Origin of the sequence: Gilliamella sp. B3817, from assembly GCF_026536705.1 — a bacterium.
GTDB lineage: Bacteria > Pseudomonadota > Gammaproteobacteria > Enterobacterales > Orbaceae > Gilliamella > Gilliamella apicola_I.
Genome location: NZ_JAFNNV010000008.1, coordinates 39,931 through 60,832, shown reverse-complemented (window position 1 = coordinate 60,832; position 20,902 = coordinate 39,931). Strand labels below are relative to the sequence as shown.

Genomic DNA, 20,902 nt, shown 5'->3' with positions numbered 1-20,902 from the left:
AACATATTATAAGAAGATAGTTACAAAAAACTGTTCTTAAATCTTGTTATCCGATTAATTGTCATCAAACTTGTAGACATTTATCCTTTACTGTGTTGCTGGTGCGACTATCATATTGACCATAAAGCCTGCTAAAACAACCGACACTATAGTGACTGAAATAAATCCACCAATCAACATAGGCGGTAACATATGACGAGTGAGTACCTCTTTTTCTTTTTCATTTTTGGTTAAATTATTAATCACTTCATTGGTAATAATATAATCAGCAGGAAACCCATAGAGCGCTGTCAACGCAATTGAAAACGCCATTTCTCGACTAACATTTAGCATTTTTCCGGCAATAAGCGAAAAGATAAACATACCAAGTACAGCTGATAATATAAAGACAACCAGAGGCGTAATTAATCTTACTAGCATGTCAGGTGTAGCTTGACTTAATGTGTCAAAAATAAACAGCATAAGTCCCATGACAGCTAAACCAAAACCACCCGCCTTTTTTAATGGATGGCGTTCAAGAAAACCACACGATGCGGCAATCACACCGAATAATAAACAAAGTACAAATGGACTTATACTGATAATAGGATCCAATACTTTCGCCACGTAATAAGCAAAAAAGCCAATAATCGCAATTCGTAAAAAAATAAAATAAGTTGTGTTATACCGTGCTGAAAACATCGCAAACATTTTTGGCATAGGATGTTCATCATTAGATTCGGTTTCTTGTTTATTCGATGTAGACTTAGGATCATTTAAAGCATTCCATGTACCCTCATGATACTGTTTAAGCACTCTGCGCCCTTCACGTTTAAGCATGATTGAAGTTAGTGGATAACCAATAAAGCCTTGCATGACATAAATAATAATGGCAAACACAGCAAGATCTTGCAAACCGGCCTTTGTTGCACCGCCTGCCATTATGATAGCGGAAACAATCCCACCAACTAAAGGCGGAATCGCAACAATAACTGTGTTGTAGTCAAAAAATAAGTATCCAACGATCACAACCACAATGATGATTCCAATAATGCCTGACAGTGAAATAACGATAGTTTTCCATTGACGCAGTAACTCTTTAACTGAAAGCAAAGTTCCCATGTTAACGACTAACAGATACATAAACATGACAGCAACAACTTTAGGTATTCCTGCTCGAGCGACAATATCTTTTGGGAAAAAAGTGAAGTAACCTGCTAAGAAAAGCACGGCACAAACAAAAACTGACGGCACCCATGCTTTGGTTCGTGTAGATACGATATCGCCTAAAAAAAGAATTAGTAGCAATAATACTAATGCAAGCATTTGAGACATATCATTCATTGTTGACATAAAAAGCTCCATTTTATTGGTTGTTAATTATTTAACTTTTCCTGTTGGATCATACAAATAATTATTATGCTAAGTTTATTTTTAAATAGTTTTAATATTATATATTGTTAATCATGTATTCTTTAATTTTATCAAGAAAAAGATTGCCATATTTTTCTAATTTAATTTTACCAACACCAGTAATATTGAGTAATTGTTGTTTGCTTTCAGGCATCGTTTGTACCATTTCGAGTAAGGTTGCATCACTAAAAATAATATAGGGTGGAACATCTTCACTATCGGCAATGTCTTTACGTAATTTTTTAAGATAACCAAATAAAATACGCTCTTCATAAGATAAGATAGTGGTTAAATTTATTGCTCTTGCATAACGATTTAAACGACTTTTCTTCACAATTTCAAGTCGTGGTTTAGCCAAGGATAATGCAATTTCACCTTTCAATATTTGGCGTGCACGCTCTGTTAATTGTAGGGTATTATACGCAGCAATATTTTGTACTAGATAGCCATGATAAATTAATTGCCTTATCACATGAAGCCAATAATCAATGGAGTGTTCTTTTCCAATACCATAAACAGATAAACGATCATGTCCGTTTTCTTTTATCTTCGATCGGTTTGATCCTCGTAAAACCTCTGCAATATATTGCGCACCATAGCGCTGCTCAACACGATATATACAAGATAATACTTTTTGCGCATCAACTAAACCATCATAATGTTCAGGAGGATAAAGGCATATATCGCAGTTATTACAAGGTTCGTGTCGTTGTTCACCAAAATAGTTGAGTAAAACGATACGACGGCAAGTTAAACTTTGGGCAAATGATTGCATTGCATCGATTTTATGGAATTCAACATCTTTGTGTTGTCCTTCCATTTTTTCACTAATCTGTTGTCGGTACCAGCTCAGATCATTGGCATTAAACAGTAGCATAACTTCAGCCGGCACACCGTCACGCCCTGCTCGCCCAGTTTCTTGATAATAAGCCTCGATACTGCGTGGACAATCGGCATGAACAACAAAACGAACATTTGGTTTATTGATGCCCATCCCAAAAGCAACGGTTGCAACAATGATTTGTATATCATCTTTTAAAAAAGCTTCTTGTGCTTGTTGGCGTTGTTGATTAGTCAGTCCAGCATGATAAGCTGCAACGGAAAATCCCCGTGCAGCAAGTCTGGTAGTCATATCTTCTACTTTTGAACGACTAGCGCAATAAATAATGCCGCTATTCCCTTTTTGGGTTTCAATGAATGAGACAATTTGGTCGGTTAAATTATATTTTTCGACAACAGTATAACGGATATTTGGACGATCAAAGCTACGAACGACAACTAAGGGATCCACTAAATTTAACTGGGTAATAATATCTGCTTGAGTCATTTTATCGGCAGTTGCCGTTAAAGCAACAATCGGCACACCAGGAAAACGTGCTGAAAGTTGTCCCAATTGCCGATAATCAGGTCTAAAATCATGCCCCCATTGTGAAATACAATGTGCTTCATCAATTGCGATTAAAGACGGTGGATTTTGTTCGATTAAACTTTGAAAATACGCTAATGCCAATCTTTCTGGTGAGATATATAAAAGCTTAATAGAATGATTAAGGTATTGTTCAATGACATTTTGCTGTTCGGATGACGATTGAGAACCATTTAGATAAGCAGCAGGAATACCATTTGCGGCTAATTGATCTACTTGATCTTTCATTAGCGAAATTAAGGGTGAAATCACGATTGCCGTTTTGGGTAGGATTACAGCGGGGATTTGGTAACATAACGACTTTCCGCCACCAGTAGGAATAATAATTAAAGTGTCACGCCCATCGATAATCGATTCGATAATTTCTTTTTGTTGATTTCGGAAAGATTTATAACCAAAAACATTATGCAAAACTGTATCAATCTGATCTTTTATCGACATGCTAACCTAAAAATAAATCACTGCTGTTAATTTATCGAGTATAGCTAAAAATAAAGCAACAAACCACCTTGAACTGATATTTGTTTTCAATTTAGATTTGTTATAGTTTTAAAACTAACAAATTTTGTGTTTTTTATAGTCAAAAATGTTCAACAGCTGAAAAAACAACCAAAAAATAATTTTTTTACTTGCTTGTAATCAATTTGAAAGCTAATATTTGCGTGTTTCAAATTTACGCCCGTAGCTCAGTTGGTTAGAGCATCACCTTGACATGGTGGGGGTCAGTGGTTCGAGTCCACCCGGGCGTACCATCATAATTTTAATGAATGCGTATCAAAACAATAAGTTCCAATATCCTTAACTAATCGTTTTTTCGAATTTTCACATCACAAAGTTTTTATTTAACTAAAATTATTCAAAATAAAATATAGATATAAAGTTTTAAATTCAAAAAATTAAAAAAATATCAACTGTTAAATATTGTAGTATAAATTAATTATTGAATGCACATTAGTATCTAAATTTAATATCTCAATTTGCTAGCTAATTCAATGTATTTAGCGCAGAATATTCCATTTAAAGAATGGTATGCTATGTTTTTTCTATCTAAATTATTTCAATCTTCAAATTCAAAATTAGTTAATAACTGGCTTGATAACTATCTAGATATTCTATTAAAACGTAATTTAAAACCTAAAACTATCGAAATAAAAAAATATTTAATCAAAGTTATCAGACAAAGCATTGGAAAAAGACCTTTAGCAAAAATCACACCTCAAGATATTGCTCAACTCATTAAGATTTATACTGATCAAGATAAAGCACCATCAGCGAAATGTATGTATCATTTACTCAAAGATATATTTAGAGAAGCTTATGCTCAAGGCTGGAATGATAAAAATCCAACTGATCCAATAAAATGCCCAAAAGTTACGGTAAAACGATCTCGAATGACATTAAATGAGTTTAAAAAAATATTAAATGAAGCTGACAAAACGGGAAATAAAACGTTACATGATGCAATGATGTTAGCCATAGTAACGGGTCAACGTCGTTCCGATATCGCAACTATGAAAAAATCTAACATTAAACGTAATTACTTATTAATTGAACAATATAAAACTGGAGCGAAAATAGCATTACCGGTTAAATTGAAATGTAAAAAACTGAATATTAGTTTACAAGATATCATTGATTCAACCAAAAATAATTATTTGCTAAGCAATAATAATAAACAAATAAAGTTAGATACAATAACAAGACAATTTGCACGCTTACGTGATAAAGTTTTTAAAAAAAATTATTGGACAGGTACACCTACCACATTTCATGAAATAAGATCATTAGCAGAACGTTTATATCGAGAACAACGACTCGATACAATGACTTTATTAGGACACAAATCCCAACAAATGACAGATAGATATAATGACAATAGAGGTAGGGAATATAAAAAACTAAGGATTAATAAAGCATCCTATTTATGAGGTAGGTGACCAGGTCAATTTTAAAAATCGACCAACTGTTAACGGAATACCGTTATTATTGGCTGACGATACGCGTTTCGCACCAATGTTGTGGCACTCAAATATTCCGCCGGCCGGTTTCATTTGTATGTGGGGGCAAATCATCACAAAATCATCATCCCCGCGTTTGTTTGAAATTTACGGTAATATATTGCCAGATGCTCGCGAACAGGTTTTAAAATTTTCCAGCGAAACGAGACAACCGTTGACACTGGAGGCTGGAACTCAAATATCTGAATGGGTCGGATCAATTAACGGCGAGTTATGGACAGGATTAATTAACGCTGACACAGGACTCGATTTTTACGAGTATCAACGTTATTCGTCATCTAATGTTGAATACACTAAATTGGGTTCTATATACAAAAAAATACGAGTTCCGAATATTGCGTTTAATTTGATTGTGAGGTATGAATAATGTTAAAAAATGGAATTGCGACAGAAAACACAACATTAACATTGTATAACTACGATGCAAAAACTAGAGAATTAACATTTAGCGATAAATATTTGATTTTATCCGGATCTGGACTACCAGCTAACACAACAGAAATTCCACCTCATGCACATAAATCGGGATTTTCTCAAATATTCGACGGTAAAAAATGGGAGTACGTTTCAGATTACCGACGAGAAACAGCATATAACACAACTACAAAAATGCCGGTCATTATAACACAGCTAGGTGATATTCCTGACGACCTAACGCTATTAGAGCCGTTCGAATTTTGCACGTGGGACGAAAAAATAAAAAATTGGGTATTAGATGAAAATCAAAAAAATACAGCTATAATTCAAAAAAATGAATCTATTAAAAATTTATTATTAGCAACGTCAAATGAAAAAATAGCCCTTTTGCAGGACATTATTGATTTGGATATGCGCGAATCAAACGAAGACGAGCAGCTAAAACAGTGGAAAAAATTCCGAATTTTAGTTACTCGTGTTGATACCAATCAAATAGATGTAAAATGGCCGGAACAGCCCGAGTGACTACTCGGGCATTTCAGGAAAAACAACATTAATATCTGATGTGTCAATACGAGAAACATTAATCGTAAATAATTCTAGTTGTTCTAGTAAATTTTTTTCGTTATCTGTGGCTACGTTATATTTTATAGCACGTTGTAATAATGTTATTTTTGCATTTGCATCATTAATCAGTTTATCCCTAAGAGCAATATTTTGTTTGATTTTAAAATCGTTTTCAGCGTTTTCATCTAATACCCATTTTTTACTGTCCCATTTGTGAAAACCCGATGGCGGCGGTTCTGAATACGTTAAATCATTAAATATAACACACCCCGCATTGATTGCGTTAAATAAATCAATGTGTTGATCTTTTGTGATTTCAATTGAATCTGGTGGTATATCAATATTGATTTCATCTATATAAAATGATTGTGTTTTAAAATTATAAAAATGTTTCATACTCAAAATCCTAATGCTATGTAAAATAAATCGGTGTCAGCATATTCGCCAGGCCCACATCTTCCCCAACATCTAAATTGTGATGCTGAAATTGGGTGTGCCGATGTTGAATTTGCGCCGTAATACCTATCGCTTGTCATAACCAGAAAACACGTATGCGGAAACGCTGTATGAAACGATTGTATATAGCCATTCACCCCAGCAGTTTGAGAATATCTTGATTCCCCCCATTGAATCACTAATCCGCTGGGTAGTTTTATATAACCATTTTTATTGAATGATCCGGTGTAATCGTTGCTACAAATTAAATCGCGGTTATTAACAGTTGGCCGTTCTTTAAAATCAACATGTTCACCTACCTCATAAATAGGATCACTACCATTCATTATTTTTTGTGCGGGTAAAGCATTAAAATAATCTGCCTGTAATCTTTGCCACTTAGAGGTGTCGCTCGACGGTTGTGCATTGTCATTTTTAACTATGGCTATGTATAAAGCACCATTATATTTTATAATAGCATTTTCTGGATAAGTAACTAACTCACTCCATTCTGGCACACCTTGTTGTAACAGATACAGCATATTTTTATCAATACGGTTAAATGCGCCATTCATCCATTCAAGCGGTGGTTTTGATGCGGTTTGATCGATGGTGATTCCCCAGCCTCGACTTACATCAGGAAAATCCGTAACTTCCCCTTTTTTTGCTGAATCTGCAAAGATTAAATAATCTGGTTTTTTTTGTATAATCATTGAATAGTTCCTATTTCTTGAAGTCGAACAAATTTGCCTAAATTAAAACCGAATGATGCATTGTCATGCGAAAATCCAAACGGTTCGTTATTAATTAGAACAATATATTGATACATAACACCAACAGGTCGGGCTAAAATATCCATTTTACTAATTGCATATAAAGTAAGTGAATTGAGTTGATCACTGTTAACTAATACATTCATTGTCATATTTTGGGAATCAATAATATTTCCATGTTTGCCAATCACGAATTTAATTGATTTTACAATGTTTGATATTTCACCACTTTGATAATTTTTAGTAATTTTTGCCTTAATAAAGAAACGATAATCGCTATCATTTAATACAACAGATGCCGTTAAAGCATCGCCATGTCGATAAAATTCACCAATATCAAATGATAATGCTGTGTTATCTTCTAACCATCCAAAATATTCTTTGGTGATAGCAGAAGGTAACACACGCGAGACGCCAACATGACGACCAATCAAATCAAGTGCATAACCTGTCGCGTCGTTGATGCTGAGAACATCCGCAATTTGAATGACATTGTTAAACGTGTTACCAGTCTCTTTATTGATAGCTCTGATAGTGCCTAATGCCTTGGGTTTTGTACGATATTGCCAAATGAGGAATTTTTCTCTATTCATCTATTAGCACCTCAACATGCGTTATCTGTGCATACTCTCGATAATCGATATTGACAATGTTGGCACTGTTTACAGCGAGTTCTTTAATATAAAATCCGTCAACTAAGTTAATGCTTGAAATAATGCGAGATGCATACACATTTTCACCAATTTCAAAATCAAGACTTTTTAAATTAGCTTTAATCTGTTCTGAATTAATATCATTAAAAGATTTGTAACGACCAATTGTCATTGAGACATTGATATCGACTTTTCTTGGTCTATCAAAGTGAACTTTTCGAGGTATTTCATCTAATAAATACATCGTCTCAATTTTTCCAAATAGTCCACAACCGCCAATTTTCTTTTTAGTGATCACCTCTGCTATTTGTTCATCATCGCCACCAAGGATCACAGCATTAAATGAATGAGCAGGCACACCCTTTTCATCCGTTTTATTCGTATAGTTTTCATATACTACGCATTTAGTCACACCGGTTATATTCATTAATGCAGACTGTATGCCTTGGCGATCATCATAATTATTGATTGAATGAGATAACATAAAGCGTTTTAATAGTTGCGCATCAGTTTCTTCATCAACTCCGCCATAGCTTTGGGTGTTGGCAGTAATTTTATCTATGCCGATGATAATAGTGCTCGGTGTAAATTCATCCATTGCGTTAACGGTATAATGACCTAACTCTAGCGACCTAAATTTTGAACGAGCACTACCTAAATCATTTAATTTTATTGGCTCAGTTGTTACCCATTTATTTTTGTTTTTATCAACATAAATAGCGTTTTGAGGAATCAATGTGTTTGGCATTCCATTAAAAATGACTTCATCGATGTATGAATATGATGCGGTTATTCTGGTTAATCCTGCATACATTGCCCGTTGTTCCAACCACTGCCCAGTCGCTTGATAAGGGTCTAACATCTGAATAATAAATGATACTGCTTGATGTATGTTCGATAATTCCTGAGAAAATAAACCGAGCAATTGCCCATCTGGCGTATCACTATCTAAATTGACATTTTCACCATAAATCGATTTAAAACTTGTTATTAAACGATTTTTAATTGTGTCAAAATCATCAATAACAATTCCTTTATCTGTTATCTGTAACATTAAATGAAGCCTCATTAGAATTGTTGAATTTATCTGTGTAGGTAATTTGAATGAGAAACTCACGCGTCTCGCTATCCAATAAAATATCGAACTCATCAATACTAATCACACCTTCAATGTTGAAAATTTGTTTTTTTATATCAATTTCCAACTGTTTAGTATTTGGGTTTTTATCAAGATAATCAAACCATGCAATGCCGTCATTACGATCTAAAAACCAATCTTTTTTCAAGGATAATAATTTAGTTTTTACACACTGGGCTATTGCATCTGACTGATGTAAATAATTAGCCAAACCTTGCCCAAATGTCCAATCATGATTATTGTCTAGCTCTCTTACTTTCATGTTGGCTCTCCTGTCGTGTCATCGCCGCTTTTCACACCTGTATGTCTATGAGTATTCAAACTAATTCCTTTGTTTGTTATGACATCTTGTGCAGTGATTATGCCGGCACTAATTGTATTGCCATTAGATTGATTGAAACTACCAATTTGGTCATAGTTTCCAAACTGTTGCTTATTTCCTTCATGTACAATATTGCCTTTGATATAGATTGTTCCTTCCGTTAATCGAATATGAGTTTGACCGTCATCTGTTTGCATCGATACGCCATCATGATAAAAATCTGGAATTTTGTTAGGCACACTGTTACAACCTACGATAAAAAAACCATCGCTTAAGTCATTCATGCGATTATCAAGCGGTTTTGATGCTTCGCCCGATGCAAACCAGCCATCAATGCAACGACTGGAAAAGACCACCAGACCTTCATCACCTGCTTTGATAGGCACCGTCATACAAAAACCGCCGGCGTGAGGAAATTGTGCAGGAACATCAACCAATGGCGGAATCGATATCTCTTCCCCATTTGCTAATACTCTATTAATCATCGGTTTACATTGCACTGTATGACCATCAAAACTTATCACCTTTGCAGGCAATGCCGTATAAATATTTGATTGGGCACGTTTAATTTGATTTTCAATTGCTTGGTATAGCGTATCAACCATAATTTACCTACGAATTTAAGCCAATAAAAAACCACCTTTGGCAGGTGGTTAATTTATTGTTGGTTACAGAGTAATTGTCTAGTATTGACTGATATAATGATTATTTTAATTAAAATAACTTATTGTTTTATAAAAATATATCAGAAATTTAATTTTGATTTGATAGATTAGAAAATATTTGAAACGAATGGAAATAAAAAAATTACGTTAAGATTGCAATCTTTAGCTTCGGGAACGTTAGCGTATATCTGCTAACTTTAATATTACAGTAAAATGTTTGATTAGATTAAGCGTGTTAACTTTGTTTTTACTAAGCTTTACTTAAAACATCTAAACAATGGTACAATAACCATAAAACTGACCTGATTCCAAAAATTGCAATCTTTTTTAGATATTAATCATGAATATTCATTTGATTGCATTAATAGAGTTAATTAATTTGCTCAGCAAGTTTAATCACTTCTGAAACAGTTTTACCATCAAGTTTTTGCTTCATGATTTCTTCCATTTTCTTATTATCGTAATTTGCTTCAGTAGCCGCTTGCATATTAATTTTACTCAAAGCTGCTGTAAAAGATTGCGCTTCACTGAAGTTAAGGTCTTTTACAACTTCAGCTAATGATTCTTGATATTTTTCAGGTGTTGAAGCATCAATCTTTTTATCGCCACAAGCAGTTAATAAAGTTATAGACATTAAAAGTACAAGTAATTTTTTCATTTTTCCATCCTTTTATAAATTATATTGGGATGCTCATCCTATATCTAAATTGATAACAAATCAAATTTTTTCGAAGTTACCAAAAATACACTGTAATTTGCTTTGCCAGTTATTCCCATATAGATCCCCACTATGTTGTAGCGCTTTAATTTTATAGTCTCCATTGAGTTCTGTGAGTTTAGATTCAACTCGAATTAATGCACCTATCTTATAATGCGGATTACATAATGTTGTTATTTCTAACCCTTTATCTGTCTTTTTAGGCGTTCCTATCATGCCCGTCGTTCTTGAAATAACAAATCCTTCATGATTTGAAATAGCCTTACTTTTGGGGATAACAATCAGTTCGTCATCCTGAATAGACCAATCGGCATCATTATTATTTGCTATTTGGTGCATAAGTTCGCGAGTATCACACATGAAAACTTTTCCGCGAGGAAGTGCTTTATTATTAGGAAGATTAACATTGCCTTTTTTTAAACCAAAACTTTTTAACGCTTCATTAAAAAAATCATTGTCAGTTTGTCCTTTTTCTAATGTTTTGATAATAACTTTTTCTGTAAAAGCTTTATGACCATCAGCACACCTTAGGGTCGTGATAATATCCAGTTCAGAAAGTTGATTTTCCACCGTTAAAATATCGCCACAAAAAATCATCCGTAAAACATCATCCTGATAACTTACATATAATTCTACATAATCATATTGTTTTGTGCTGATTAAATTACGATTTGAATCGTTGAGGTTGTATATTGAAATTTCAGCGGTGTTAGGATCGGAAGTAAGTGTTTTGTTGACCGAGAAAGTGACTCTAAGATTGTTCAATACAATACTTTCTTTACGATTGCCTATTTTCAGTTCTAAAACTCGCCCGAATTGTCTCACGATATTCATCCTTTGTCATAATTAATAATTGCATTCGATTATGTAAGTCATTTTTCGTTATTGCATTAATTCCTAATCCTGATTTGTCATAAAGGACTAAAACAAAAGGAAGGTCAAATTCAATAAGCGCTGGACTGCCTACAGACAGTCCTTTATTGGTTGTAATATATTGATTATTGTTAATATCAAACAAATCAAATTGGTAGCCGACTAATACCGTATTGAATCTTAATGTTAATCGTAAATTCATATCGTATAATGTAAAGGTTTGTTCTAGCACATCATCATAAGTTGTCTGAATTATATACATACTTAATCTCTCAAATTTTCTTTATTTACCAACAACTAATCACTTTTTTAGCTTTGAAGTTATCTACATTACTTAATAAACCAACTAAAAATCTTATAAAGAACAGATTTTAGTTCTTCGATTTTCTGTGGTTGTGTTTTACCAAGATTCTGTTTTTTAACCGTTTGATTTAGACCACTTGCAATTTGCGTTTCGACGATAAAAATTTCTCGAAACGTTAAGGAAAACTCACCATAAGTATTTTTTTGTTGAGTCAAACCCACAGAACTTAGAACCATATTATTATATTGCTTAGCATTAGTTTGCAGGATAACAGGTTCACCACTCCGTTGAATTGCCAGCAATTTTTCGTAAGCGTCTGCAATACGATCTGAAAATAAGCTATTTATAATAGGAGACTGATATTCAGGTAGAAAATCGGCCACGACTTGATTCAACCTTTCAGCGCTTGTTTGAAAATGTGATGCAAAACGATTTACCATGTTTTCCGCTTGTGCTGCAAAAGTTTTGATTGGCATAGGCAAAGGGTAATTGGATAAATCTATTCCCAAAAAATGGTCAATCGAGAAAGTATTTTTTTCATATCCCACAATAAGACCATTTATTGAAATCTCTTTTGGTTCTAAAACTGCATGATCGGCAATATTAGCCCCATTTTCAATGGGATTTTCTGTGACTTTTAATTTTGATGTATGCTGTTCGACAGTATTAATATCTAAACTGAATACAAAATTGTCAGTAACAATTAACCCACTATTTTTTGATGATTTGTTTAAAATAGATTGAAACATCAGTTAGACCCCATCGCTGTAACTGTATTATCATTGATTCGTCTCGCAGCATTGTCGACAAGATTGCAAACTTGATCGAGACCATTCTGAGGTGTAGTTACATTCATTGTATTATGAATTATTATTTCACTGTTATTATTGACGTTTTTATTTAATGCAGATAAACCTCCAGCTTTTGCTACATCTGTACTCACGAGTGCAAGATTTTGGGTTGCGGAATAATTCGTGGCTTTAAGATTTTCTTCTTGAGCTTGTTCATCTTTATCACTACCAAAACCAAAAAAAGAAAGTACACCTTTTATTTTACTTTTCATCTTATCGATGACAGCAAAAAACTTGTCTTCAATCCATTTCAAACCATCTTTAAAAGGTTGCGTAATACAGTCAAGAATACCTGAAAACGTTTTTCCTAAATTATCGATTAAAGATGTGACATCAACACCCCAAATCTCAAATAATCCTTTTATGAATTCCCAAGCAGCTTTAAATGGCGCTGTAATAAAATCAGTTATTGCTTCAAAGGTTTGACCAATTTTCTCAGTTGTTGAAGTGCTATCATCCGTCCAAATTGTAAATAAGCTTTTAACCAATTCCCAAGCAGCCTTAAATGGTGCCGTAATTAAGTCTAAAATTGCGTCAAAGGTAGCGCCTATTGCATTGACCGTTTTCTCGGCATTTTCTTCACTCATACCAAAGTACATGAGTATATCTTTTATACCATTTTTAAAGAAATTAGTAACTTTATTCCAAAAATCAGAAAAAAAGGAAACAAGAAAATCCCAATTATCGTATATAAGATAAGCAGCCAAAGCGATAGCAGTAATAATAGCCAGAATTGGATTAGCTATCATGATAGACGTCAGTGTTTTTATTGCACTGCCAATTGTTTTAATAATTTTAACTAAATTTCCAAGCGTTTTGAGAGCATTACCAATACTTAGAATAGCATTGGAGATTGAGGTAATTAATTTAGCCTTAGCTGATACCCACGCTATTTTTCCGCCTAATAAAAGCAAATAGCCCAATACGGCAAAAATAATACTTTTCCAGTTTTTATCTAAATTTTGCCACCAATTTATCGCATTTTTTATGTTGTCGATACAGGCTTGCCAAAATGGACCAAATAGACTCTTACCACCTTTCAAGAAAACCATAAAATCATCAATGATCAACAATAATCCAGCTATCAAACCGATGACTAGCCCAATCGGACTGAACAGCATAGCACGATTTAAAACTGCCCAAGCAACACTTAAGGCTATTATGGCGTTTTCCCAACCAATGGTATTAGAAATTATCATATCGATAAATTCAAAAGCATGTTTTATAACTTGAATAAAATTCGAAAGAACACTAATTACGACGTTGATACCTTTGGCAATCAATTCCTTGTTAGCTTTGAGCCATTTATTAAAGCTTATTACAAGTTCAGTTACTCTTGGTAATAATCCTAAAGCAATTTTCGTTTTTATGCTGTCAATCGCAAGACCGGATTTCTCAAGTTCGATCTTATATTTTTTTACTTGTGCCAGTTCACTTTTTGAAATCGAAAATAAGAGATTTTTTTTGCCAGCAAGTTCTTCTGCTTTATCAATAGCGCTATTAAAAGCGCTAATCAATTTTTCCCCATAGTTTTTGGCTGCAACCGTAATACTTGTTAAAGCTTGTTTTAAAATCTCAAATTTAGATTTAGCTTTTTCAGATGACTCAGCCGCTTTATCATTAGATTGACTCGCATCATTAATCGCATTATTAAGTGTAGTATTTATAACTTTGCCAATGTTAGATAACTTCATTGCACTGATTTCTAAAAAAGTCGTGACTTTAGTTAGATTGTTTACCTGTGAGATATCAACACCAATTTTTATCAAATATTGCTCTAGATGCACTTTAATTCTCCTTTGGCTTTTCAGCCAATCTAACTTCTGCTATCACATGGTGCATATCGATAACATCATCAAGTGAATATACAGTTTTTAATTCGTGGAGTGTTGCATAATTGTTGACAATAACACTCCACATAAACCAATCTATATCGCTTTCTTGGCTATCTCCTCCAAGCTGAGCGTATTTAGATTGGATAATAGGCCACTTGGTAAAAAAGCCAAAAAATGGAACTTCAATCCTTCAATGATGATTTGGTAATAATGACTTCTATGCGCATTAAAAAATTCACTGGCTTCTCTTGGATTTTGGAATAGTATCTTTTTTCCAGCTTCATCTGTGGCTGTGACATAATCGAGGATAAATCGCTCAATTTCTTCAAATTGCTCAGTACCAATATTCGAAGCTAACTGTCCAATATCAAATCCGGATGTAGTATCACCGACAGAAAAACAGCCCTTTAAGAGGGCTGTGAGTTTTTTGAGATATTTATTGGCTTTGTAAAAATCTGCTTGTTTAAAGGTATAAACAACATTATCTAAAGTATAATCTTTGTTTTCCATTATTGACCTCCTTTGATGTTAAATTCAGCTTTCGTTGCTTTAAGTGTCCATGTTAAACCATTGTGAGCTGTACCACGTGCAATAGTTGGTGGCGTGGTAAACCAACATCCAGTCAATAAAAATTCATCACCATTACGCAAATCTTTATAGGTAATTAACTTACCTTTAGCTTTTGTAGGATTATTAATTTGGGCTTGTCGTAATTGATTTAATACTTCGTTAGTTTCAGTGTGCTGTAATGTTTTAATCGTGACAGTAGCACCTTTATTGCAAGTGTTAACAAACACCCCTTCACCATTGATACCATAAGTGATATCACCATCATCGCCTATGGGTGCAATACTAATGGAATCTTGAGCATTTTCATAACCTGTTATTTCATAGCCATCTATTGTTAAGACAGCATCTTCTAAAGAAAAAGATTTATTAGACATCGTGTATCCTTATCGATTAAATTGAACAATAATATCAACGCTGTGACCTGCACCAGCAAGTTTCAATGCGCAATTAATTGGCATCATTTTGCGCGCTTCACGATCAGCCGTGTCTTGCGTATCAAAAGAATCTGAATAGAAATAGTATCCATTCACCGTATCGCCAAATTTCAGCTCACCAATATCGCCAAGCGACCATTTACCCATGCCAAGAAAACCGTTATTGACAAATTGCTCACCAATAATTTTTAACTTGCTGATTAAGCGTTGTTGTCCTTTATCAGTTTGTGGAATTTTAGTCGGTTCACCTTGTAACGCATTAAATGCTTGTACTTGAATTGCATTAATGAATGCATCTAGTCCTGTGGTTTCATCAATGAATGTCCCACCAACCATAACGCCTTCTGCAAGCATATTAACACCAGCATAATCTGTATAAAAATTGACACCTAAACGACGACATTTCATCGCTTCATTGACAGTGATTTTGTCGTCTGATGTAACACTAGCTTCTTGTTTAAATTTGACTGTTTTAGCGGTATTAATACCTGTCCATACGGTGGTTAACGCAATGCCCATAAGTTCAGCTGCTGCATGGCTATTACCTTTGTTGTTATATTGAACCATCAAACGTCCGCTATTTCGTTTTGACAATGTTTTTAAAACATTATCATCACTGTATTCAATATTTTTTTCTCGAGTTTCGGTATAGGCTAATACTTTGGCATTTTCAACCCCTTGAGCAACAACCCAATCATGCGCTTCCACTAATTCACTATCTGTAATAGTATTTGCAAAATACACACCATACCAATTTTGATACTGATTTTGCAAAGCTGTTAAAGCTTCTGCTGGTGACTCTTTTCGATAAGTTGTTGCATCCTCACCTTTGATTAATGAAGCTTTGCCATCAACTAAGTGTGTGAATTTACCAATATAGGTGCCATCCAATTGAGCATCAAATACATAACCAAAGTTGTCGCCTTTACCTTCTTTTCCGGCAACTAAAATAAATCGATTACCAACCGCATCATAAATGATTGAAACACTTAAATCTTTTAATTTATTGTTGATTACCGTTGCAACATCATTCATACTTGATACATTGCTAAAATCCAGAGCAGTAATTTGATGTTTAGCATCACCAAAGTAAAAAGAAAAATAACCATCTTTAATACTCTTAAATTGAATATAGCTGACAGCTAAAGCAGAGCCATTAATTTTTGAACTCAACGCTTTAGTGGTAACCCCCTCTTGCATATATTTAGCAATCAATGCCGTTTTCGGTTTAGGTTGAGCAGAGAATAATGCGCAAGCAGCTTGATATGCATCAGAATCAGTGCCAAATAAATTTGCAACTGTTGTTGCATCTGAAACAACAACATAACGAGTATCTTTGTTGCTGAATTCTTCACACATATCTTTTGTAAAAATAGCCACAACGCTTAGGTCACGTTTTTGTGCCCCTCTTGGCGATTGTTGTAGAGTTGCATCTACGACTTGACTTAATGGTAAACTCATTTAGTAACCTCGAATGTAAAATTAACGCTATCACCGCGTTTAACGCTGGTTTTAACGATTGGATTGATGGAAAAAATAAGATCTACTTGTGCATGTTGAACGGTTTTGTCTGCAGAAGTTGTAGATACGTTTTCAATATCGGAGCATCGAAGATACCCCATTCTTAATTTCTTTAACTTTTGCCAAACAGGCGTGAACTGCATTGATTCTGTTAATTTGCATAGCTGTTCATAGGCATCTTTACCGTATGCTTTGACGGTAATTGTTGCTTCTTTTAGTGTCGATATCACTTCTTCTTCATCTTCACCGTGATATAAAATTTCTTTGCCTATCTCGGTTTGAGACATATTAAGAACAGTGATGAATTTATCTAAACGAGAGACATCGGGTATGTTATCCTCCTCAAATATAATTGTTTCAGGTAAAGACAGAATTTCCGCTATCAAACGTCTAACTTCAGTCATTTCAAGCTTAGAAACAGTCGTGATTGGCATAATGACTCCATAAAAAAGAAGATAGGGTTTAACGATAAGGTGATAATATAAAAACCTGGCTGTTGTTGATTTATTATTTGTAATAAATTGATAAATCTAGTTGAATTGATTGTTCACATTATCCATTGTTAAATCATATAAACAGGGATTAATTAGGTTAAAAATTTTTTAACCCAATCGAAGTAAAAACAATTGTGATTGTATAAAACTAGTTTGATATAACGTTATAAAACTGCGTTAATCATTAGGATGTAATCATCATAACGCCTTATATTATTTAATATTAAATAAAGGGTGATGCGTAATTTATTTATTACACATAAACAGTGTGTTATTTTGAGGTGCAATGACCTGACAGTAGTATTGTTGCCATCCTTCGATTAGGGCTTGGTTATAGCTGATTGCGTGGGTGAGACGGTAATAATCTTGTTGAGAAGATTTTGCAAGTCGTAAGGCTTTGTCAGCAATATCGCCGGTGGCGGCACTATTTCGTTCGAGGGTGGCGACTTTGATGCGCAACTCGACAAGACCATTATCCACATCATCACGTAAACTATCTGTTTTAACCTGTTCATCTTTTATTGTCTCAAGAATATTTGACTCAATTAATTTAATGGCATTGTTACCTTGTTTATATGCGTTAAATTGCGCTTCTAACGCCGCCGTTTTAGCCATTGCCAGTTGTTCACCTTGCCAACAGTGAAACGCAAAATAAATCGCTAAACCGGTTATTACAATGCCACTATACGGTAATAACTTAATCAGCAATGTTAATTTATTCATCATACTAATCCGTTTAAATACACCGTTTTACCACCATTTTTGACGGCGGTCAGCATTATTTGGCGATTATGAGTGGGACTGAATCCGATATGAACCCATTGATTATGCTCCTGAATAAGCTTATCAAACACGACTCCTGCATCTATCAATCGTTGACAGATTTGTTTCGGTGTGCCAAATGGCGAACGGAAGTCAACCGCCAAACCTTGAGTGTGTGCACTACTTGCCACCCCGCCTACCCGGGCATTTAATGCCGGACAACGGTAACCGGAAGTAATGATGATGGGGTGCTCAAGGGCTTTTCTGACCAGTTCAAGTTTTATTGCTGTTAATTGGATATTGGGCATCAGTGCTGCCGGTACCGAATTGTCAATTTTTAATCGACTGGCTGTTAGTGAGTAGGTAAACTCATCCAGTTTAAAATGTTCAGTCAGTTTCATTAGTTTTCCTTTTAATCATCATGTCCACGTGTTTTTTTTATTAATTGTTCTTCAAGCGCTTTAATTAAGGTTGCGCCCGACCACCCCGCTAAACCGGCAACACCGCCGGCCAGCTCAAACTGCCAGTTAAAATAACTGGCTGCCAACACCACCAGCGCGCCGGCAAAAGTAGAAATAAATATCTGAGCAATTAAAATCATCAGATTAAACTTATTCCCATTAATAATGTTTTTGATCATAACTGTGATTTAATATAGACATTTTATTGGAAGAAAAAGGTAAAGTGATAAAGAGGTTACCTATCATATTTTCATATCAGACTTGATAAAATCATTTTAATAGGTAACGCTACTTTTGAAGTATTAGTCAGTGTAAATTCATCCCTAATACTAGCTAAATAACAACCCTTGTTGAATGGGTTAAATACTCCTTATAATCATTATAAGTAAGTTCCGCAAACGGCTCTTTTTGCTTCATCTATACCCCAAGCACTAGGAAACGAAATCATTCCATCGTGACTTGAAACCAGAATCGCTTCTGAAATGGCTTCATTATTGTCATTAGTGGTATTGTGAGATTCATTAGTATAATACCAACCAAATTTCCAATTAGATTTTGGATAAGTTACAATCAAACTATTATACTGTTGATTAAGCGATCTCCCCCACTCACTGAAGACACCATATCCAATTCCGCGTGTAAACACATTATAAATACGACCTTTCGCACCATCTAAATTTTTAGTCGAGAACTCGGATGAATTATTTAATTCTTTTCGGCTCAACAATTTTGAAGAACCTGTACATTGAGCCCTTGCATCGTTTTGATTTTGGAAAGATTGTAATTTTGGTTCAAGCCATAAATCAAGACTGAATGTATAATCATAATGGATTTTATCATCAGATTTTAAGGTTGCCGTTATAGTGACCGTTTTAGTAGGCTGGTTAAGCGTAATTAAACCATCTTTATCAACAGTAACAGAACTATTATTTGTCGTGAAGGTATAATCGTTTTGTACACCACCCATGACTAACTGAAATTGCGCACCGGCAAAACCTGTCGTTGGAAAATGTTTTTTAGATAAGGTAGGTGTCACTTTAAATCCTTGATTGAAGACATAATCTTCAGTTACTCCGCCACCTACTGCAAAATTAGGTTTATTTTTAGGAATGTTATTTATACCAATTCCGGTGAGATTCCACTTTTCATCATTCTCAGATTTGTCATTTTTAACTGAACGCCATTGAGTAAGTGGATCTGAGATAAGACTATAAGGTTTTGCAAAGCAAGTATTAGCGATAGCTATTTGATAAGTTTTTGTTATAGGCTGAGCACCCATTGATTGAGTTTCAATAAAATTGACAGGATCGCTTTCATTAGGATCGCCAAATTGAGTATGAACTTTAATATCAGTCGCGGTGATTTCTAATTTTAACGGCATTTTATATTTGTTATGGCTACAAGCAATATTATTAAAATCTGCAGGATCGATTTTAACATTATTACTATCCTTCCAAACATAATTTAATGTGTTGCTGATGGGTTGCTTAGGATCAAAAGCATCATTATTAATATCAAAATAATCACCCTTATTATCATCAATAGTTGTTCTAGGAACAAAATAACTTTTTATGACAAAATCATTTAAGTTAGTCGTATGATCAAAATATTTGGTGGTATTACTAGTGATGTTACCGGATATTTCATTGTAATCAGTACCGTTGTAATTAAAACCTAATTTATTAACGATCGATTCTGTTGCAAAAAAGACAGGTTTATCCCCTTTTATCGAATTGACGGTCGTTGTTGATAGTGCTGCATTAGCAGGATTAACTGAAATGAAAGCCAAAACTGCACTTAAATAACTCAGTTTAGTTGCAGTCCTATTTTTTTTTAGCATAGATAATAAGCAATTTAAATGCGAACCTATATTCAATTTAGAGATGACTAAATGGTTAGGTTTGTATTCACTAAAATTTCGTGAATTAGGGTTGATAATGTGCTTCATATAGTTTTCTTCATTAACAAAATAACAAATCAATCACAAATCTTAAGATTGATTTAATAACTTCACATTCATCCAATTAATTTAAATGAAGAGGTGATCCTTTTAAATATTATTGATCGGATTTATCGATCCATCAACACCCAATCAATTTAAAATCACTATCAAAAATAATAAGATACTGCTATATTCCTTACATTATTTTCAATATGAGGAGATAATAAAATTGATTTAATAATTGAAAAATTTATCCACTTAATTTAAAAGAAGAGATAATCTTCAAAAATATTATTGATCGGATTTATCGATCTATCAATATACGATCAAT

The 20,902-nt window shown here is 34.0% G+C and carries 24 protein-coding genes and 1 tRNA gene; 4 read left to right on the top strand and 21 right to left on the bottom strand.

Translation table 11 applies throughout. From position 1 onward, the window contains the following. Positions 1-87: 87 nt before the first annotated feature. Both J3U36_RS09440 and recQ read right to left on the bottom strand, forming a co-directional pair. A complete protein-coding gene (locus J3U36_RS09440) occupies positions 88-1,314 on the bottom strand; it encodes a hypothetical protein (protein ID WP_416379839.1) in 1,227 nt (408 codons plus the stop codon). A 115-nt stretch (positions 1,315-1,429) separates the two neighbouring features. Further along, positions 1,430-3,259 (bottom strand): DNA helicase RecQ, encoded by a 1,830-nt coding sequence (recQ, locus tag J3U36_RS09435; RefSeq protein WP_267380096.1) that lies wholly within the window; start codon positions 3,257-3,259, stop codon positions 1,430-1,432. A gap of 234 nt (positions 3,260-3,493) precedes the next feature. Between recQ and J3U36_RS09430 the strand changes: the two genes are divergently transcribed. From J3U36_RS09430 to J3U36_RS09415, 4 genes are all read left to right on the top strand, one after another. After that, positions 3,494-3,570, top strand: a tRNA-Val gene (locus J3U36_RS09430). A gap of 240 nt (positions 3,571-3,810) precedes the next feature. Then, positions 3,811-4,746, top strand: coding sequence for a tyrosine-type recombinase/integrase (locus tag J3U36_RS09425; RefSeq protein ID WP_267380095.1), 936 nt, complete (start codon positions 3,811-3,813; stop codon positions 4,744-4,746). A gap of 85 nt (positions 4,747-4,831) precedes the next feature. Beyond that, on the top strand, positions 4,832-5,203 hold the full coding sequence (locus J3U36_RS09420; RefSeq protein WP_267385897.1) for a hypothetical protein: 372 nt from the start codon (positions 4,832-4,834) through the stop codon (positions 5,201-5,203). Then, positions 5,203-5,778, top strand: coding sequence for a tail fiber assembly protein (locus J3U36_RS09415; RefSeq protein WP_267379931.1), 576 nt, complete (start codon positions 5,203-5,205; stop codon positions 5,776-5,778). Before J3U36_RS09420 ends, J3U36_RS09415 begins: the two co-directional genes overlap by 1 nt. Here the strand turns inward: J3U36_RS09415 and J3U36_RS09410 are convergent, their stop codons facing one another. From J3U36_RS09410 to J3U36_RS09320, 19 genes are all read right to left on the bottom strand, one after another. Beyond that, positions 5,779-6,216 carry a tail fiber assembly protein gene (locus tag J3U36_RS09410; protein ID WP_267379928.1) on the bottom strand — a complete coding sequence of 146 codons (438 nt, stop codon included), beginning with the start codon at positions 6,214-6,216 and terminating at the stop codon, positions 5,779-5,781. It abuts the gene before it with no gap. A gap of 2 nt (positions 6,217-6,218) precedes the next feature. Beyond that, positions 6,219-6,968 (bottom strand): gp53-like domain-containing protein, encoded by a 750-nt coding sequence (locus J3U36_RS09405; RefSeq protein WP_267385896.1) that lies wholly within the window; start codon positions 6,966-6,968, stop codon positions 6,219-6,221. After that, positions 6,965-7,621 (bottom strand): DUF2612 domain-containing protein, encoded by a 657-nt coding sequence (locus tag J3U36_RS09400; RefSeq protein WP_267351857.1) that lies wholly within the window; start codon positions 7,619-7,621, stop codon positions 6,965-6,967. The genes J3U36_RS09405 and J3U36_RS09400 overlap by 4 nt, the downstream gene beginning before the upstream one ends. Beyond that, on the bottom strand, positions 7,614-8,735 hold the full coding sequence (locus tag J3U36_RS09395; protein ID WP_267379991.1) for a baseplate J/gp47 family protein: 1,122 nt from the start codon (positions 8,733-8,735) through the stop codon (positions 7,614-7,616). Before J3U36_RS09395 ends, J3U36_RS09400 begins: the two co-directional genes overlap by 8 nt. Continuing rightward, the gene (locus tag J3U36_RS09390) at positions 8,716-9,081 is read right to left on the bottom strand and encodes a hypothetical protein (RefSeq protein WP_267379993.1); all 366 of its coding nucleotides are present in this window, start codon (positions 9,079-9,081) and stop codon (positions 8,716-8,718) included. The genes J3U36_RS09395 and J3U36_RS09390 overlap by 20 nt, the downstream gene beginning before the upstream one ends. Then, positions 9,078-9,746, bottom strand: a complete 669-nt coding sequence (locus tag J3U36_RS09385) for a Gp138 family membrane-puncturing spike protein (protein WP_267379995.1) — start codon at positions 9,744-9,746, stop codon at positions 9,078-9,080. The genes J3U36_RS09390 and J3U36_RS09385 overlap by 4 nt, the downstream gene beginning before the upstream one ends. A gap of 430 nt (positions 9,747-10,176) precedes the next feature. Then, positions 10,177-10,464 (bottom strand): DUF6694 family lipoprotein, encoded by a 288-nt coding sequence (locus J3U36_RS09380; RefSeq protein WP_267351849.1) that lies wholly within the window; start codon positions 10,462-10,464, stop codon positions 10,177-10,179. Positions 10,465-10,524: 60 nt separating this feature from the next. Then, positions 10,525-11,349, bottom strand: coding sequence for a phage protein (locus tag J3U36_RS09375; protein WP_267351848.1), 825 nt, complete (start codon positions 11,347-11,349; stop codon positions 10,525-10,527). Then, positions 11,303-11,659 carry a phage baseplate plug family protein gene (locus J3U36_RS09370; RefSeq protein WP_267351846.1) on the bottom strand — a complete coding sequence of 119 codons (357 nt, stop codon included), beginning with the start codon at positions 11,657-11,659 and terminating at the stop codon, positions 11,303-11,305. Before J3U36_RS09370 ends, J3U36_RS09375 begins: the two co-directional genes overlap by 47 nt. A gap of 68 nt (positions 11,660-11,727) precedes the next feature. Continuing rightward, positions 11,728-12,450 (bottom strand): phage baseplate protein, encoded by a 723-nt coding sequence (locus tag J3U36_RS09365; RefSeq protein WP_267351844.1) that lies wholly within the window; start codon positions 12,448-12,450, stop codon positions 11,728-11,730. Then, positions 12,450-14,339: a hypothetical protein gene (locus J3U36_RS09360; protein ID WP_267380000.1), complete on the bottom strand. Its 1,890-nt coding sequence runs from the start codon at positions 14,337-14,339 to the stop codon at positions 12,450-12,452. Before J3U36_RS09360 ends, J3U36_RS09365 begins: the two co-directional genes overlap by 1 nt. A 141-nt stretch (positions 14,340-14,480) precedes the next feature. Further along, a complete protein-coding gene (locus J3U36_RS09355; protein ID WP_267380003.1) occupies positions 14,481-14,897 on the bottom strand; it encodes a phage tail assembly chaperone in 417 nt (138 codons plus the stop codon). Continuing rightward, positions 14,897-15,331: a phage protein gene (locus J3U36_RS09350; protein ID WP_065558727.1), complete on the bottom strand. Its 435-nt coding sequence runs from the start codon at positions 15,329-15,331 to the stop codon at positions 14,897-14,899. Before J3U36_RS09350 ends, J3U36_RS09355 begins: the two co-directional genes overlap by 1 nt. A gap of 9 nt (positions 15,332-15,340) precedes the next feature. Next, positions 15,341-16,852, bottom strand: coding sequence for a DUF3383 domain-containing protein (locus J3U36_RS09345; protein ID WP_267380006.1), 1,512 nt, complete (start codon positions 16,850-16,852; stop codon positions 15,341-15,343). Then, positions 16,849-17,346: an LIC_12616 family protein gene (locus J3U36_RS09340; RefSeq protein WP_267360092.1), complete on the bottom strand. Its 498-nt coding sequence runs from the start codon at positions 17,344-17,346 to the stop codon at positions 16,849-16,851. The genes J3U36_RS09345 and J3U36_RS09340 overlap by 4 nt, the downstream gene beginning before the upstream one ends. A gap of 306 nt (positions 17,347-17,652) precedes the next feature. Then, positions 17,653-18,129 (bottom strand): lysis system i-spanin subunit Rz, encoded by a 477-nt coding sequence (locus J3U36_RS09335; RefSeq protein ID WP_267385895.1) that lies wholly within the window; start codon positions 18,127-18,129, stop codon positions 17,653-17,655. Next, complete coding sequence (locus J3U36_RS09330) at positions 18,129-18,569, bottom strand: D-Ala-D-Ala carboxypeptidase family metallohydrolase (protein ID WP_267385894.1); 441 nt, start codon at positions 18,567-18,569, stop codon at positions 18,129-18,131. The genes J3U36_RS09335 and J3U36_RS09330 overlap by 1 nt, the downstream gene beginning before the upstream one ends. A gap of 11 nt (positions 18,570-18,580) precedes the next feature. Further along, positions 18,581-18,808, bottom strand: coding sequence for a phage holin family protein (locus tag J3U36_RS09325; RefSeq protein ID WP_267385893.1), 228 nt, complete (start codon positions 18,806-18,808; stop codon positions 18,581-18,583). Positions 18,809-19,008: 200 nt separating this feature from the next. Then, positions 19,009-20,577, bottom strand: a complete 1,569-nt coding sequence (locus J3U36_RS09320) for a hypothetical protein (protein WP_267349631.1) — start codon at positions 20,575-20,577, stop codon at positions 19,009-19,011. Positions 20,578-20,902 lie beyond the last annotated feature (325 nt).